The following is a 15,502-nucleotide window of genomic DNA, read 5'->3' as shown; positions in this document are numbered from 1 at the left end:
CCGGGACGTCGGGTGTGTCACACCGCCCCGCGACCGGTTCCCTCGTCGTCCACGTCGTCCCCGTCGTCGAGGTCGTCGAGGTCGTCGTCGTCCACCTCGTCGTCGTATGCCGTCTCGACCTCCCCGAGGTCGGTGCCCATGAGCGCGTGGGTCAGGGTCTCCTGCAACCAGGTCAGGAAGTCGTACCACGCCATGGCGTAACCGAGCGGGTCGTCGTCGTCGATGTCGTCCATCGCCGCGTGCAGCGCCTCGGCGTCCTCCTCGGTGCGCATGCCCATCCGCTCGCCGAGCAGCAGGCGGACGTCGGTGAGGGCCATGAGGAACGCCGGCGCCTCGCGGGCGTCCAGGGCGATGCGGCTCCCCGTCGCGGCAGACAGCGCGCCGACGGCGACGTCGAGGTTGCCGCTCTTGCGCTGGCGCAGCCCCTCCTCGGTGAGCCGGCGGAACTCCGCCGCGATCTCGTCGTCACCGCGGTGTGCCGTCGGCAGCAGGCGGTCGAGAGCGGGGTCCCTGTCGGCGAGGGTCGAGTCCGCCCGTGCGCCAGTGTGTCCGGGAGCCTGGTCGGCCGCGCCGAGCGAGACCCCCATCGAGGCGACGAGGTCGTCGAAGGCGTCGCCGGTGGACTCGACCTCGGGCGAGAGCAGGGTCCGGGTCTGCTCCATCAGACCTCTGAGCACGGTGCGCTCGGTCGGGTCGAGCAGCGCGACGTAGCGGTCGTCCTCGCGCAGGAAGGCCCGGGCCATCACTCGTCCTTCTCGAACGTCGCCCAGAGGCCGTAGCCCTGGAGTGCCTCGGCGTCGCGCTCCATCGACTCGCGCGGGCCGTTGGAGACGACGGCCTTGCCCTTCATGTGGACGTCCATCATGAGCTTCTCCGCCTTGGGTCGCGCATACCCGAAGTACGTCTCGAAGACCCACGTCACGTAGGTCATGAGGTTGACGGGGTCGTTCCACACGATCGTCACCCAGGGCACGTCGGGGGCGACGACCTCCTCGGTGGATGTCACCTCCTGCTCGACGGGAGCGAGGGAGAGAGTCGGCGCAGTCACAGAGCCACCCTAGGTCCAGCCGGGCCCGGGCAGGCGGCCCGGGAGTCCACGTCCACCTAGGCTGAAGGGCGTGAGCCCGACGAGCCTTCGCGCCGCGAGCACGGCGCTGCTGACCGACCACTACGAGCTGACGATGCTCCAGGCAGCCCTTGCCTCCGGCGAGGCGCACCGCCGCTGCGTCTTCGAGGTGTTCGCCCGGCGGCTGCCCGACGGCCGGCGCTACGGCGTCATCGCCGGCACCGGCCGCGTCCTCGAGGCGCTCGAGAACTTCCGCTTCGGCGAGGAGGAGCTGCGCTTCCTCGCCGACACTGGTGTCGTCGACCGGCCGACGCTGGACTGGCTCGAGTCCTACCGCTTCTCCGGTGACATCAGCGGCTACGCCGAGGGCGAGTGCTACTTCCCGCAGTCGCCCGTGCTCGTGGTCGAGTCCACCTTCGCCGAGGGCGTCCTCCTCGAGACCCTGGTCCTGTCGATCCTCAACCACGACACGGCGATCGCCTCGGCGGCCTCGCGCATGACCAGTGCGGCCGGTGACCGCCCTTGCATCGAGATGGGGTCGCGGCGCACGCACGAGGGCTCGGCGGTCGCGGCGGCCCGGGCGGCGTACGTGGCGGGGTTCGCCGCGACGAGCAACCTCGAGGCGGGGCTGCGGCACGGCGTACCGACCGCCGGCACCGCGGCCCACGCGTTCACCCTCCTCTACGACTCCGAGAAGCAGGCCTTCACGGCCCAGGTCGAGTCGCTGGGCAAGGGCACGACGCTCCTCGTCGACACCTACGACGTCAAGACGGCGGTCGACCTGGCGATGGACATCGCCGGGCCGGGACTCGGCGCCGTCCGGCTCGACTCGGGCGACCTGCTCATCCAGGCGCGCGAGGTGCGCGCCCAGCTCGACGCCGCGGGCAACAGGGAGACCCGGATCCTCGTCACGTCCGACCTCGACGAGTACGCCATCGCCGCCCTCGCGGCCGGGCCCGTGAGCGGCTACGGCGTGGGCACGGCGCTCGTCACCGGTTCCGGCGCCCCGACGGCGTCGATGGTCTACAAGCTCGTGCAGCGCGAGGACGCCTCGGGTCAGATGCAGGGCGTCGCGAAGAAGAGCAAGGACAAGCTGTCCGTCGGCGGCCGCAAGTGGGCGATGCGCCGACGGGACGAGGACGGCGTTGCGCAGGCCGAGGTGATCGGCATCGGCGAGGCGCCGCGTGACGACGGCGACGACCGCCCGCTCATGGTCGACCTGGTGCGCGACGGTGAGGTCGTCGACCACCAGGACATCCACGAGGCGCGTGCCCGCCACAGTGCGTCGCGAGCCGAGCTGCCCCGGGTCGCGACGCAGCTGTCGCGGGGCGAGCCCGTCATTCCCACGATCTACGAGGAGGACTGAGCCATGGCCGAGTCCACGCGACCGGACACCAAGCGGGCGTTGATCATCGTCGATGTCCAGAACGACTTCTGCGAGGGCGGGTCGCTCGCCGTCGCGGGTGGCGCCGAGGTGGCGCGCGAGATCAGCGAGCACGTGAGCAGGCACGCGGCGGACTACGACCACGTCGTCGCGACGGCCGACTGGCACGTCGACCCGGGCGAGCACTTCGCGACGAACCCCGACTACGTCGACACGTGGCCGGTCCACTGCGTCGCCGGCAGCGAGGGCGCGGAGTTCCACCCTCGTCTGGCTGGGGCGCTCGGTCACGTCGAGGCGGTCTTCCGCAAAGGTGAGCACGCTGCCGCCTACAGCGGTTTCGAGGGCAGGTCCGACGACGACGAGAGGTCGGGCCTCGCCACCTGGCTCAAGGAGCGCGGCGTCCGGCGCGTCGACGTCGTCGGCATCGCGACCGACCACTGCGTGCGTGCGACCGCGATCGACGCGCGCCGCGAGGGGTTCGAGACGACCGTGCTGCTCGACCTGACGGCCGGCGTCGCCCGGCCCACGACCGACGCCGCGCTGGCGCAGCTGGCCGAGGTCGGCGTCCGGCTCCGCGGCACGCCCACCGTCGCCGGCTGAGGCAGCGGCCACCCTACGGCTGCAATGGTGGTGGCTGGGTCAGCGCAGGACTGCCCTGAGGGCGCGGGCCGCCCGCTCGAGTCGCGGACCCACGGTGCGCGCGTCGAGCGGCTCGAGGGACACCACGCCGACCGAGGCCTCGACACCACCCGGCGTGGCCCCGACCCCGACCGCCAGCGGCACCGCGAGCCCGTGCGCGCCGGCCTGGAGCTCGCCGTCCGTCGCGACGGGACCGGGCTGGCCCGCGCGACCCGCGAGGATGGCCCGGCCCGCCGCGCCCTGGTCGAGCCGGTGGCGGGCACCCGAGCGGTAGGCCACGTGGAAGTCGGTCCACGACGGCTCGACGACGACGAGGGCCAGCGCCTCGTCGCCCTCGGCGATGGTCAGGTGGGCGGTGGCGCCCACGGCATCCGCGAGCTCGCGCAGCACCGGGCGTGCCTCGCTCCGCACGATCGGGGTCACGGCCGAGGCCAGGCGGCTGACGCCGAGGGCGAGCCGCACGCGCCCGTCGGCCGACCGTGACACGAGATGGTGCTCCTCGAGAGTCGTGACGAGGCGGTACACGACCGGCCGGCCGACGCCGAGGGCAGCGGCGAGCTCGGTGACCGTGAGGCCCGCCGACTCACCAGCCGCGAGAACCTCGAGCACGCGTATGCCGCGATCGAGCGTCTGCGAGGTCTCGGCCCTCGGCGCTCCGTCGGAGCCGGCCACCGGTTCAGCCCTCGGAGTGGACGCCACCGGTAGCGGGCCGGGCCATCCCCTTGGACCACGACGTCGCGTACAGCCCGTCGTCGACGGCGCGACCGCCCTCGCCGAGCTCGAGCGGGCGGAAGGTGTCGACCATGACAGCGAGCTCGTCGAAGCGCTCGACGCCGATCGAGCCCTCGGTCGCGCCCGGCTGCGGGCCGTGGGCGTGGCCACCGGGGTGCACGGAGACGGAGCCCTTTGCGATGCCCGAGCCCTTGCGCGCCTCGTAGTCGCCGTCGACGTAGAACATGATCTCGTCGCTGTCGACGTTCGAGTGGTAGTACGGCACGGGGATGGCGAGGGGGTGGTAGTCCACCTTGCGCGGCACGAAGTTGCAGACGACGAAGTTCGCGCCCTCGAAGACCTGGTGGACAGGTGGCGGCTGGTGGATGCGGCCGGTGATCGGCTCGAAGTCGCGCACGTTGAAGACGTACGGGTAGAGGCAGCCGTCCCAGCCCACGACGTCTAGGGGGTGGAACGGGAGCGTGTGGATCGTGCCGACGATCCCACCCGGCCCGTTGCCGCGGTGCTTGATGTAGACCTCGGTCTCCTCGTCCGGACTCGCGCCGATGTCCTCGGCGAGCAGCGGTCCGGCAGGTTGGCGCAGGTCGCGCTCACAGTAGGGCGCGTGCTCGAGCAGCTGGCCGTACCTGCTGAGGTAGCGCTTCGGCGGCGCGATGTGGCTGTTGGCCTCGATGCAGTAGACGCGGAGCGGGTCCTTCGTCGAGCGCTTGGGGAGCCAGCGGTGCGTCGCGGCCCGCGGGATGATGACGTAGTCACCCTCGCCCACCTCGAACGAGCCGAAGACGGTCTCCACGCGGGCGCGGCCGCGCTCGACGTAGACGCACTCGTCGCCGATGCCGTTGCGGTACCACGGGCTCACCTGTGCGGCAACGGCGTACGAGATGCGCACGTCGCCGTTGCCGAGCACCAGCCGACGCCCGGTGACGACGTCGGTGCCGCGGACCGCCTTGGCGTCGAACAGGTCGTGGAGCTTGAGGTGGCGCGGCGTCAGCGGGTGGTTGGGTGTCGTCGACTGGTCGGGCAGGTCCCACACGGCAGCGCCGGTCGTCGTCGACGGGATGTTGCGGTGGTAGAGCAGAGAGCTGTCGGAGGAGAAGCCCTCCTCGCCCATGAGCTCCTCGTAGTAGAGCTCGCCGGGCGTCGCGCCCTTCCCGGGGCGGCGATGCTGGGTGTGCCGCTTGGGCGGGATGCTCCCGACGGCCTGGTAGTGCGCCATGGCGAGTGCCTCTCCATCTTGTGCGTCCGATAAACGGACACTGGTGTATCGCTATTGCAACAGTGGAGTACGCTCCCGGTCATGTCAAGGACGCCGTTCGCGCCGCTCTTCGACCGCATCGTCGACGACGCCGCGGTCTTTCCTCCCGGCTTGGCGCCCCTCGAGGCCGCCGTGCGCGACCACCTCGACCGACGCACCGGGCCGTATGCCGCCCACATCGGTCCCCTGCTCGTGCCCGCGACCAGCGCGGCCGAGGTCGCCGGCCTCGCCGCGGCCGACGAGCGCACCGAGGGAGCCCCGCTCGAGGTCGGCCTCGTGATGCGCCCCGGCAGTCCGGTGCAGCCCCTGCTCGAGGCTCTGGAGACCCTCCACGACGACACCCGTGTTCTCGTCACGGCCGGCGAGCTCGGCTGGTCCAGCGAGTGGCGGCAGGTCCTCGCGGCCGAGGTCCCCGTCGTGGTGGAGGTCGGGCTCGGAGAGGACCAGGAGCGCGCCCTCGATGACCTCGCGGCGGCCGTCGACGACGACCACGACGTCACGGCGAAGTTCCGCACCGGCACGACGCCGACGTGGCGCTGGCCCGACGAGCGTGTGCTCGCAGGGTTCCTCGACGCCGTCGTCCTCCGGGCGCTGCCCTTCAAGCTGACAGGCGGCCTGCACCACGCGGTGCGTGGAAGGTACGACGGCGAGCCGATGCACGGTCTGCTCAATGTCGTCCTCGCCACCCACGAGGCCGTTCACGGCGCCGAGGCGGACGACCTCGCCGGCGAGCTGGCCCGCCAGGACGCCGAGGTGCTCGTCACGGCCGTGTCGGGCCTCGGCACCCTCGACGCAGAGCGCGTCCGCGAGAGCTTCACCGCCTACGGCTGCTGCGGTGTCCTCGACCCCCTGACCGAGCTCGGGGCCCTCGGCCTCATCCCGACGAAGGAGCACCAGCGTTGACGACCCGGAGCACGTGGCTCGACCTGCCCGCCGACCACCCGTTCGGCATCGCCAACCTCCCCTACGGCGTCTTCAGCACCGCCCACGGGCCCGAGCGACGTCGACTCGGTGTCCGCATCGGCGACCTGGCGCTCGACCTCGGTGCGGCCGTCGACGTGGGCGCCGGCATGGCCGAGTCCCCCGCGATCACGGAGGCGTTCCGCTCGCCCAGCCTCAATTCGCTTCTCGCCCTTGGTCGCCCGGCATGGTCATCCGCCCGGGACTGGGCCACCGAGGCTCTGACGGACGAGTCCCTCCGCTCTCGGGTCGAGCCACATCTCCACCACCTGGACGACGTCGTGCTGCACCTGCCGATCGAGGTCGCCGACTACGTCGACTTCTACGCGAGCGAGGACCATGCGAGCAACGTCGGGCAGATCTTCCGTCCCGACAACGCCGCCCTCCCCCCGAACTGGAAGCACCTGCCCATCGGCTACCACGGCCGATCCGGAACCGTCGTCGTGTCGGGCACCGACGTCGTGCGTCCGACGGGCCAGCGCAAGGGCCCCCAGGACCCCGCGCCGGTCTTCGGACCCAGCAGCCGCCTCGACATCGAGGCCGAGCTCGGCTACGTCGTGGGCGGGTCGACGAGCATCGGCTCGCGCGTGTCGGTCGACGAGGCCACCGACCACCTCTTCGGCGTCGTGCTGCTCAACGACTGGAGTGCCCGCGACATCCAGGCCTGGGAGTACGTGCCGCTCGGCCCCTTCCTCGGCAAGTCCTTCTCCACGTCGGTCTCGGCCTGGGTGACGCCCCTCGACGCGCTCGATGCAGCCCGGGTTCCCCTTCCGGGACAGTCGGACCCGCAGGTTCTGCCCTACCTCACGGGAGACGCCTTCGGCCTCGACGTGCACGTCGAGGTCCGCCTCAACGGCACCGTCGTCTCACGCCCGGAGCACGCGGGGATGTACTGGTCCCCCGCGCAGATGCTGGCCCACCTGACCGTCAACGGCGCCTCGATCCGCGACGGCGACCTCTTCGGCTCCGGCACCATCAGCGGTCCGAGCCGCGAGACGCGCGGGTCGCTCCTCGAGCTGACGTGGAACGGCACAGAGCCGCTCATCCTCGACGACGGCACGACACGCGGGTTCCTCGAGGACGGCGACACGGTGACGATGACGGCCTGGGCGCCCGGGCCCGACGGGGCGCGCATCGGCCTCGGTGAGTGCACGGGCACCATCCGCCCGGCGCTCTGACCGACCCTCTGACTGACCCTCCGACCGGCCCTCCGACCGGCCCTCCGGCCGACCCTCCGACCGGCCCTCCGGCCGACCCTCTGACCGGCCTCGAGCCTGGCGGCCGTTCCGGGCGCCGAACGTCCGGACCACGACTAGCCTCGGCCACATGACCGACTTCTCGGGACAGGACCTGCGCGACTCCCGCTTCCACCGCGTCGACCTCACGGGATCCGACTTCTCCTTCGCCGACCTCGCCCACGCCCGGTTCCGGGACACCGCGCTGCGCCACGTCGTCATGCGCGGCGTCGAGCTGGAGGACGTCGAGATCTCGGGTGAGCTGCTCAACGTGCGGATCAACGGCGTCGACGTGGCTCCCCTCGTCGAGGCCGAGCTCGACCGGCTCGACCCCGATCGGCCCAAGATGCGCCCCACCGAGCCCGACGGCTTCCGCGAAGCGTGGGATCTCGTCGAGCGGCTGTGGGCCGGCACCGTCGAGCGTGCCCGCCGGCTCGAGCGTGTCGACCCCGGACTGCTCCACGAGTCGGTCGGCGGCGAGTGGTCGTTCATCGAGACGCTGCGCCATCTCGCCTTCGCCACGGACGCGTGGGTGCGCCGCGGCGTCCAGGGCGACCCCACTCCCTGGCACCCCCTGGACCTGCCGTGGGACGGCATGAAGGACACGCCGGGTGTTCCGCGCGACCGGGAGGCGCGGCCGACCCTGGACGAGGCGCTCGAGCTGCGACACGACCGGATGGCGACGGTCCGGCGGGTCGTGGATCGCCTCACGGAGGACGAGCTCGACCGGGCCACGACACCCGTGGACGCAGCCGGCTGGCCGCCTCCCGGCGAGTCGTTCCCGGTGCGGGAGTGCCTGCTCGTCGTGCTCAACGAGGAGTGGTACCACCGGCTCTTCGCCGAGCGCGACCTCGATGTGCTCGAGGCACGCACGTCCGAGCCCGGCTGACGGGTCGAGGTGCTCCGCCGCGCGCGGACACGACGCGGCGGAACACCTCGTGCGGGCTCAGTGCAGGACGACCGGAGCCGCGGCCGGGTCGTCCTGGAGCAGTCGGGACTGCTCGTGGCGACGCGGCAGGAACCACGCCGCCACGAGGGTCGCGGCGCAGAGGACGGCGGCGATGAGGAACGTCCTGCCGTAGACGTCGGCGAGCTCCGCGACAGCTGCCGTCAGGCCCTGCTCGCCGAGCTTCTCCTTGATCGTCGGGTCGAACTGTGCGGCCAGCACCGCGCCCGCACGCTGGGAGGTGTTGAGGTAGTTCGTGAAGACGACCGAGATGACCGCGACGCCGATACTGCTCGCGATCTGCTGCGTGATGTTGAGCAGCGTCGAGCCACGGGCGACCTCGTGGTGGGTCAACGTCTTGAGCGCCGAGGTCATGATCGGCATCATCGTGCCGCCCATGCCGAGGCCCATGAGGAACAGCACCGGGATGAGGTAGCCCCAGTACGACGTGTCGGGCCCGACGTTGGTCAGCAGGAACATGCCGACGACGATCGCCGCGAGGCCGAAGGGCACGATGCGCCCGACGGGGATCCGGTCGGCGAGCGCGCCCGCGATCGGCATCGTCAGCATGGCGCCGACGCCCTGCGGGACCATGAGGTACGCCGCATGCATCGGGGTCTCGAACCGCACCTGCTGGAGGTACTGGGGCACGAGCAGCAGCCCGCCGAAGAACGCCGCCGCGAAGAGGAACATCGTGATGATCGCGACCGTGAGGCGGCGGTTGGAGAAGAGCCGCAGGTCGAGCAGAGGGTGCTTCGGCTTGAAGCTGTAGACGACGAAGACCGCGATCATGGCGACCCCGATGAGTCCGGGCACGATCACCTTGCTAGAGCCGACGGTGCGCTCCCCCGGGATCGAGCTGACGCCATAGAGGAAGAGCGCGAGACCCGGCGACATGAGCAGCATGCCGATGACGTCGAAGGACTCGGACGGCTCCGGGCGGTCGCCCGGCAGGGCCCAGAGGGCGTAGACGACGGCGAAGACACCGATCGGCACGTTGATGAGGAAGATCCAGTGCCACGAGTAGTTGTCGATGAGCCAGCCACCGAGGATCGGGCCGAAGATGGGGCCGAGGAGCATGGGGATGCCGAGCACGGCCATGAGCCGGCCCATGCGCTCGGGCCCGGCGGCGCGGGTCATGATCGTCATGCCGAGCGGCATGAGCATGCCGCCCCCGAGACCCTGGAGCACGCGGTAGGTGATGAGCACCTCGATGGACCCGGCCGTGGCGCAGAGCGCCGACCCCGCCGTGAAGAGGATGACGGCGAGGATGTAGAGCCGCTTGGTGCCGAAGCGGTCGGCCGCCCAGCCCGTCAGCGGGATGACGGTCGCGAGAGCAAGGGTGTAGGCCGTGACGGTCCACGCGACCGTGGAGTAGGCGAGCGGCTGCGACGGGTTGGTCGAGAACTCGGTCTGGAACTTCGTGAGCGCGATGTTGACGACGGTGATGTCGAGGATCGACATGATGGCCCCGAGCACGATGACGCCGGCGACCTTGAGAACGGCACCGTCGAGCTTGTCGGGATGCCCCGAACCGACAGGTGGTGCAGCAGAAGCAGACAAGGTGGACTCCGAGTTTCTCCAGAGTTGGGACGGCGTCGCCGCCGTGGCCCGCGGGGGTGCCCGGGGCAGCGTCCATTCTGGCGCCGACCCCTGACAGTGGCGCAACCGACTTCTGCCCGTGGCTGACGGCCACCGAGGGACGACGAGAGCCGGGCCGGTCGTCCGCGACGACCGACCCGGCATACGGACGGGGCGGCTCAGCCCTGGCTGCGGGGCTGCTTGCCCTCGACCACCTGGGTCTTCGCGACCTTGTCGTGCAGGGCCTGGCGCTTGTCGTCCCACAGGGGCCAGAGGCCGTCGAGGAGCGACAGGAACGGGACGACCTGGCTCGCCAGCGGCACGAGCCGGCGCAGCACGGCCGTGCCGAGCGGCAGCGGGCCCGGCTGGTCGGCGCGGCGCACACTGATCCCGAGGGCCATCTTGCCCGGCGTCTGACCGGTCGTGGTCCAGAAGATGAGGCAGTACGCGGACGTGACGAGCCACAGGACGATGGAGAACTGGACGGCGGGCCCGGTCATCTCGTTCTGGATCTCCACGAGCCGCGCCTGGTTGCCGGCCTGGGCGGCGGTCATCATCTCGTCGAAGAGCCCGCCGAGGCGAGGGGTGGCCATCCACCCGATGATGCCGCCGACGACGGCGAGGATGATCCCGTCGAGGATCCACGCACCGAACCGCTTGCCCCAGCTCGCGAGCGGCACGCCGTCGGCGGTCACGCGGATGTTGTGCATCCACTGGGCGCTCGCCGGTGCCTGCTGGTAGTACTGCTGCGGTGCCTGCGACTGGCTCTGCCAGCCGCTGCCCTGAGGCATCGGGGTCGTCGGCGTCGGGGCGCCCGCACCCGTGCGGTCGGGCGGTACCTGTCCCGGCTGGCTCTGCTGCGGCAGTCCGATCGTGCTCTGCGACGCCGTCGGCGACTTCCGCGGCGCGGTGTGGTTGGTCCACGTGACGCCGTCCCAGTAGCGGAGCATGTCGGGGTTGCTCGGGTCGTCGTACCACCCGGAGGGCTGCTGGCTCATGCCCCAACTCTCCCATGTGGCGGCGGCTCTTCGGCCGAGGCGTGGCGGCTCACGCGCTCAGAGGTTGCCGCGCTTGTCCTGCTCGCGCTCGATGGCCTCGAAGAGCGCCTTGAAGTTGCCCTTGCCGAAGCCGAGGGAGCCGTGCCGTTCGATGAGCTCGAAGAAGACGGTCGGGCGGTCGCCCAGCGGCTTGGTGAAGATCTGGAGCAGGTAGCCGTCCTCGTCGCGGTCGACGAGGATCTTGCGCCTCTGCAGCTCCTCGATCGGCACGCGCACGTTGCCGATGCGCTCGCGCAGCTCAGGGTCCTCGTAGTAGCTGTCGGGCGTCTCGAGGAACTCGACACCGTTGGCGCGCAGGGCATCCACCGACCCGAGGATGTCGTTCGTCGCGACGGCCAGGTGCTGGGCGCCGGCACCACGGTAGAACTCGAGGTACTCGTCGATCTGGCTCTTCCGCTTCGCGACGGCAGGCTCGTTGAGCGGGAACTTGACGCGGTGGTTGCCGTTGGCGACGACCTTGCTCATGAGGGCGGAGTAGTCGGTCGCGATGTCGTCGCCGATGAACTCGGCCATGTTCACGAAGCCCATGACGCGGTTGTAGAAGGCGACCCACTCGTCCATGTGGCCGAGCTCGACGTTGCCGACGATGTGGTCGAGCGCCTGGAAGAGGCGCTTGGGCTGGCCGTCGCGCCTCACCCACGCGGACGAGGTGGTCACGTAGCCGGGGAGGTACGGGCCGGCATACGTCTGGCCGCCGACGCTGCGCTGGACGAGGGTGTGGCGGGTCTCGCCGTACGTCGCGATCGCGGCCGTGCGCACGGTGCCGTGCTCGTCGGTGTGGTCGGCCGGCTCCTGCAGCACGGTCGCGCCCGCAGCCCGCGCCTGCGCGATGCACCTGTCGACGTCGGGCACCTCGAGGGCGATGTCGACGACACCGTCGCCGTGGCGGCGGTGGTGGTCGGCGAGCGGGCTGTCCGGGTCGACGGCGCCCTTGATGACGAAACGGATCGACCCGCTCTTGAGGACGAACGACTTGTGGTCGCGGTTGCCGTTCTCGGGGCCGGAGTAGGCGACGAGCTCCATCCCCCACGCGCTCTGGTAGTAGTGCGCGCTCTGCGTGGCGTTGCCGACGACGAAGACGATCGCGTCCCAGCCGGTCACAGGGAAGACGTCGGTGTTCTCGTCGTACTCGACGAGACCCACGAGCTGCTTGAGCTGCTCGAGGTCGAGGTCTGCCTCACGCTCCTGGTCGGTGAGGTCGGGGGTCTGAGACGGCATCGTGTCAGTCATGGAAGTGAGGGTGAACCACGCGACGCGGGTGTGCAACAGGGCCTCCCTTGGTTGAGCAGCATGCACAAAGTGCTGGCCGTATGCCCTTTCGTACTGGACACTTTGTCCATGAGCCTGCCCGTCTCGCCAGCAACCCGCGCGCCCGTCGACGCGCTCGACTGCCGCATCCTGCTCCTACTGCTCTCCGAGCCCGGCGTCGGCGTGCTCGGTGCGTCCCGTCGCCTCGGCGTGGCACGCGGCACCGTGCAGGCCCGGCTCGACCGGCTCCAGCGCACGGGCGTGCTCCGGTCGATGGCTCCCGACGTCGACCCGGCCGCCCTCGGCTACCCGGTGACGGCGTTCTGCACGCTCGAGATCCGGCAGGGCCGCGGAGGACACTCCCCCGTCGTCGAGCACCTCGCGGCGATTCCCGAGGTGCTCGAGGCCCACACGATCACCGGCTCGGGTGACGTGCTCATCCGGATCGTCGGGCGCGACAACGCCGACCTCCAGCGCGTCATCGACCAGGTCGTCGACGACGCGCACGTGACGCGGGCATCCACCGTGATCTCGCTCGCCACGCGGCTCGACCACCGCACCATCCCGCTCGTCGAGCACCTCCTCGACGCCTCCTCGTGACGTTGACACGCTCGACCCAGCCGCAACGGGCGCACTCGCCCACCGGACCCAGACACCCGAGCCCTCGACCCCGACCAGGAGCCGCCCGTGACCACCAGCCCGTACCTGCCGAGGCCCGAGATCGAGGTGACCCACCCCGAGTGGAGCCGCAGCGCGGCGATCTACCAGGTCAACCAGCGCCACTTCACGCCCGAGGGAACCTTCCGGGCGGCCGAGGCGCACCTGCCGAGGCTGCGCGACCTCGGCATCGACATCGTGTGGCTGATGCCGGTGCACCCGATCGGCGAGCGCAACCGCAAGGGCCGTCTCGGCAGCCCGTATGCCGTCAAGGACTACTACGCGGTCAACCCCGAGTTCGGGACGCTCGAGGACCTTCGCCACTTCGTGGCCACGGCGCACCACCTCGGCCTGCACGTCATCCTCGACTGGGTCGCGAACCACACGGCGTGGGACAACCCCCTCGTCGACGAGCATCCGGAGTGGTACGCCCGCGACTGGAAGGGCGACTTCCGCCCGACACCGTGGTGGGACTGGGACGACATCATCGACCTCGACTACTCAGAGCCGGGACTGCGCGAGTACATGACCGACGCCATGAAGTACTGGGTCCGAGAGGCCGACGTCGACGGGTTCCGTTGTGACGTGGCCGGATTCGTGCCCGTCGACTTCTGGGACAACGTCCGCCGGGAGCTCGACGAGATCAAGCCGGTCTTCATGCTCGGCGAGTGGGAGTCGCGCGACCTGCACGTGCGGGCCTTCGACATGACGTACGGCTGGAGCTGGAACGAGGCCCTGCACAAGATCGCGCAGGGCACGGCCGACGTCGAGGCGCTCAAGGTCTACTACGCCTGGAACGACCGCTTCTACCAGCGCGACGCCTACCGCATGCTCTTCGTCAGCAACCACGACAAGAACGCCTGGGAGGGCACCGAGTACGAGCAGTTCGGCGATGCGCTCGTGCCGGCCATCGTGCTGTCCGTCGTCAGCGAGGGCGTGCCCCTCATCTACAACGGGCAGGAGGCGGGCCAGGACCGCCGCCTTGCCTTCTTCGACAAGGACGACATCGAGTGGCGCGAGGACGAGCAGGGTGAGCTGTACCGCCGGCTGCTGAGGCTCAAGAAGCAGCACCCCGCCCTGTGGAACGGCGCCGCCGGCGGTCGGATGGTCCGGGTGCCGAACTCGGCCGAGGAGGCCGTCCTCGCCTTCGTGCGCGCCGTCGGCGACGACCGCGTCTTCGCCGCCTTCAACTTCTCGCCCGAGGAGCGCACGGTGGTGCTCGGCGAGGGACCTCAGGCCGGGACGTGGCGCGACGCCGTCACCGACGAGCCCGTCGAGCTCGCTCGGGGCCAGGAGTACACGCTCGCGGCGTGGGGGCACCAGGTGCTCGTCGGGGACTGACGGCGGGGACTGACGGCGCAGCCACACGGCGGGGACTGAGGCCGTGACGGCGGGGCCTCGGGCACCCCTCCACGAGCAACCCGAGGCCCCAGACGGCACTGAGGTCTGCTGCCGTCACCTGGTAGACGATCGAGGTCTCGAATCATGACGCATTCACGCCGAAAGGGGGGACGCGCCAGGCCCTGATCCGAGAAGATGGAGGTGCGTACCCGTCGGTGCTCCCCTGTCCCGGCGGGTACGCCTCTGCGCCGACGTCCCCACCCCGTCGGTCGGCTCGCCAGGAGCGTCCCGCTGTCCTCCCAACCGGCTGGACGCTCCTGCGCGGTGCCACTCGGCGCGGGCGAGGGCCCGGAGTCGTCGATATCCACTGGCGTCGGGCGCCCGTCTGCTGAAGGGTTCGGGACGTGACGTCGAGCCTGCACGACGACGAGGTGGCCCTGGCCGAGCGCGCCATCCGAGACCTGCTGCGCGACCAGTGTCCGCAGTGGGCGGAGCTGGAGCTGGCCCCGGCCGGGGCGGGCACGGACAACAGCCTGTACCGGCTCGGCGACGACCTGCTCCTCCGGCTCCCGCGCACGCCCGGGACGGCGGGTGCGGTGGCGAAGGAGCAACGCTGGCTTCCCCGGCTCGCGCCCCACCTGCCGGTGGCCGTACCCGAGCCGGTCCACCAGGGCCGTGCAGGTCCGGGCTACCCGCTCCCGTGGTCGGTCTACCGGTGGATCGAGGGAGACGAGGTGCGGGAGGACACGGTCGACGACTGGGACGCGCTGGGCCGCGACCTCGCGGGCTTCGTCGCGGCCCTGCAGTCGGTCGACCTCATGGGCGCGCAGCGGACCGGCGACCTGAGCTCGTACCGCGGCGGCGCCCCCGTCGACATCGACGACTTCGTGCGCCGGTCGCTGGACGGCTGCCGTGGCCTCGTGGAGCTCGAGGGCCTCGACCTCGACGTGAACAGGCTCGAGGAGCTGTGGCAGCACGCGCTCACGTTGCCGGCGCCTGCCTCGGACCACGTGTGGCTGCACAGCGACCTCAAGCCGACGAACCTGCTCGTGAGCGGGGGCCGGCTCGCGGCGGTCATCGACTTCGGCGGCCTCTCGGTCGGGCACCCGGACGCCGAGCACGCGCCCCTGTGGGACCTCCCGGCAACCGCCCGCGACGCCTACCGCGAGGCCCTCGAGCTCGACGATCTCACCTGGCAGCGTGCGCGGGCCTGGGCCCTCGCTGTCGGGGTCAGCGGCGTCCCGTACTACTGGGTCACCTACCCGGCGTTCGTCGACGAGTGCCTGCGCCGTCTGCAACAGGTCCTCGCCCACGCGCCGAGCTGAGGCGTGCGCGTCCGATCGCGCAGACACGGTTCGATCCGGCGAAAGGTCGCCGGATCGAACCGTGTGCACAGGTAC

Annotated in this window: 15 protein-coding genes; 8 read left to right on the top strand and 7 right to left on the bottom strand. The window is 70.9% G+C overall.

Annotated features, from left to right (window positions below; genetic code table 11):
• Positions 1 to 17 precede the first annotated feature (17 nt).
• Both ACFQU3_RS05645 and clpS read right to left on the bottom strand, forming a co-directional pair.
• A complete protein-coding gene (locus ACFQU3_RS05645; RefSeq protein WP_385907617.1) occupies positions 18 to 743 on the bottom strand; it encodes a DUF2017 domain-containing protein in 726 nt (241 codons plus the stop codon).
• Positions 743 to 1,048 carry an ATP-dependent Clp protease adapter ClpS gene (gene clpS, locus ACFQU3_RS05640; protein WP_385907615.1) on the bottom strand — a complete coding sequence of 102 codons (306 nt, stop codon included), beginning with the start codon at positions 1,046 to 1,048 and terminating at the stop codon, positions 743 to 745. The genes ACFQU3_RS05645 and clpS overlap by 1 nt, the downstream gene beginning before the upstream one ends.
• Positions 1,049 to 1,181: 133 nt before the next feature.
• Between clpS and ACFQU3_RS05635 the strand changes: the two genes are divergently transcribed.
• Complete coding sequence (locus ACFQU3_RS05635) at positions 1,182 to 2,432, top strand: nicotinate phosphoribosyltransferase (protein WP_385908273.1); 1,251 nt, start codon at positions 1,182 to 1,184, stop codon at positions 2,430 to 2,432.
• A 3-nt stretch (positions 2,433 to 2,435) separates the two neighbouring features.
• Positions 2,436 to 3,050, top strand: coding sequence for a nicotinamidase (locus ACFQU3_RS05630; RefSeq protein WP_385907613.1), 615 nt, complete (start codon positions 2,436 to 2,438; stop codon positions 3,048 to 3,050).
• Between the two features lie 39 nt (positions 3,051 to 3,089).
• Here the strand turns inward: ACFQU3_RS05630 and ACFQU3_RS05625 are convergent, their stop codons facing one another.
• On the bottom strand, positions 3,090 to 3,761 hold the full coding sequence (locus ACFQU3_RS05625; protein ID WP_385907611.1) for an IclR family transcriptional regulator: 672 nt from the start codon (positions 3,759 to 3,761) through the stop codon (positions 3,090 to 3,092).
• Between the two features lie 4 nt (positions 3,762 to 3,765).
• On the bottom strand, positions 3,766 to 5,037 hold the full coding sequence (locus ACFQU3_RS05620; protein WP_385907610.1) for a homogentisate 1,2-dioxygenase: 1,272 nt from the start codon (positions 5,035 to 5,037) through the stop codon (positions 3,766 to 3,768).
• 81 nt (positions 5,038 to 5,118) lie between these two features.
• On the opposite strand from ACFQU3_RS05620, the gene ACFQU3_RS05615 reads away from it, so the two are divergent.
• The 3 genes from ACFQU3_RS05615 to ACFQU3_RS05605 all read left to right on the top strand — a co-directional run bounded on the left by ACFQU3_RS05615 (position 5,119) and on the right by ACFQU3_RS05605 (position 8,160).
• Positions 5,119 to 5,979 carry a hypothetical protein gene (locus tag ACFQU3_RS05615; protein ID WP_385907608.1) on the top strand — a complete coding sequence of 287 codons (861 nt, stop codon included), beginning with the start codon at positions 5,119 to 5,121 and terminating at the stop codon, positions 5,977 to 5,979.
• Entirely contained in the window at positions 5,976 to 7,214 is a 1,239-nt protein-coding gene (fahA, locus tag ACFQU3_RS05610; protein WP_385907606.1) for a fumarylacetoacetase, read from the top strand. Before ACFQU3_RS05615 ends, fahA begins: the two co-directional genes overlap by 4 nt.
• Before the next feature lie 148 nt (positions 7,215 to 7,362).
• Positions 7,363 to 8,160: a DinB family protein gene (locus ACFQU3_RS05605; protein ID WP_385907604.1), complete on the top strand. Its 798-nt coding sequence runs from the start codon at positions 7,363 to 7,365 to the stop codon at positions 8,158 to 8,160.
• Between the two features lie 57 nt (positions 8,161 to 8,217).
• On the opposite strand, the gene ACFQU3_RS05600 is transcribed toward ACFQU3_RS05605, so the two are convergent.
• From ACFQU3_RS05600 to hppD, 3 genes are all read right to left on the bottom strand, one after another.
• Positions 8,218 to 9,780 (bottom strand): DHA2 family efflux MFS transporter permease subunit, encoded by a 1,563-nt coding sequence (locus tag ACFQU3_RS05600; protein WP_385907603.1) that lies wholly within the window; start codon positions 9,778 to 9,780, stop codon positions 8,218 to 8,220.
• Between the two features lie 197 nt (positions 9,781 to 9,977).
• Complete coding sequence (locus ACFQU3_RS05595) at positions 9,978 to 10,796, bottom strand: RDD family protein (protein ID WP_385907601.1); 819 nt, start codon at positions 10,794 to 10,796, stop codon at positions 9,978 to 9,980.
• 57 nt (positions 10,797 to 10,853) lie between these two features.
• Entirely contained in the window at positions 10,854 to 12,086 is a 1,233-nt protein-coding gene (gene hppD, locus ACFQU3_RS05590; RefSeq protein ID WP_385907599.1) for a 4-hydroxyphenylpyruvate dioxygenase, read from the bottom strand.
• A gap of 108 nt (positions 12,087 to 12,194) precedes the next feature.
• On the opposite strand from hppD, the gene ACFQU3_RS05585 reads away from it, so the two are divergent.
• The 3 genes from ACFQU3_RS05585 to ACFQU3_RS05575 all read left to right on the top strand — a co-directional run bounded on the left by ACFQU3_RS05585 (position 12,195) and on the right by ACFQU3_RS05575 (position 15,427).
• Positions 12,195 to 12,704, top strand: a complete 510-nt coding sequence (locus tag ACFQU3_RS05585) for an Lrp/AsnC family transcriptional regulator (RefSeq protein WP_385907597.1) — start codon at positions 12,195 to 12,197, stop codon at positions 12,702 to 12,704.
• An 87-nt stretch (positions 12,705 to 12,791) separates the two neighbouring features.
• Positions 12,792 to 14,102, top strand: a complete 1,311-nt coding sequence (locus ACFQU3_RS05580) for an alpha-amylase family glycosyl hydrolase (RefSeq protein ID WP_385907595.1) — start codon at positions 12,792 to 12,794, stop codon at positions 14,100 to 14,102.
• A 404-nt stretch (positions 14,103 to 14,506) separates the two neighbouring features.
• Positions 14,507 to 15,427 (top strand): aminoglycoside phosphotransferase family protein, encoded by a 921-nt coding sequence (locus ACFQU3_RS05575; RefSeq protein WP_385907593.1) that lies wholly within the window; start codon positions 14,507 to 14,509, stop codon positions 15,425 to 15,427.
• Positions 15,428 to 15,502: the final 75 nt, after the last annotated feature.

This window comes from Terrabacter sp. GCM10028922, assembly GCF_042666095.1.
Classification (GTDB): domain Bacteria; phylum Actinomycetota; class Actinomycetes; order Actinomycetales; family Dermatophilaceae; genus Terrabacter.
This window is presented reverse-complemented; position numbering and strand designations above follow the sequence as displayed.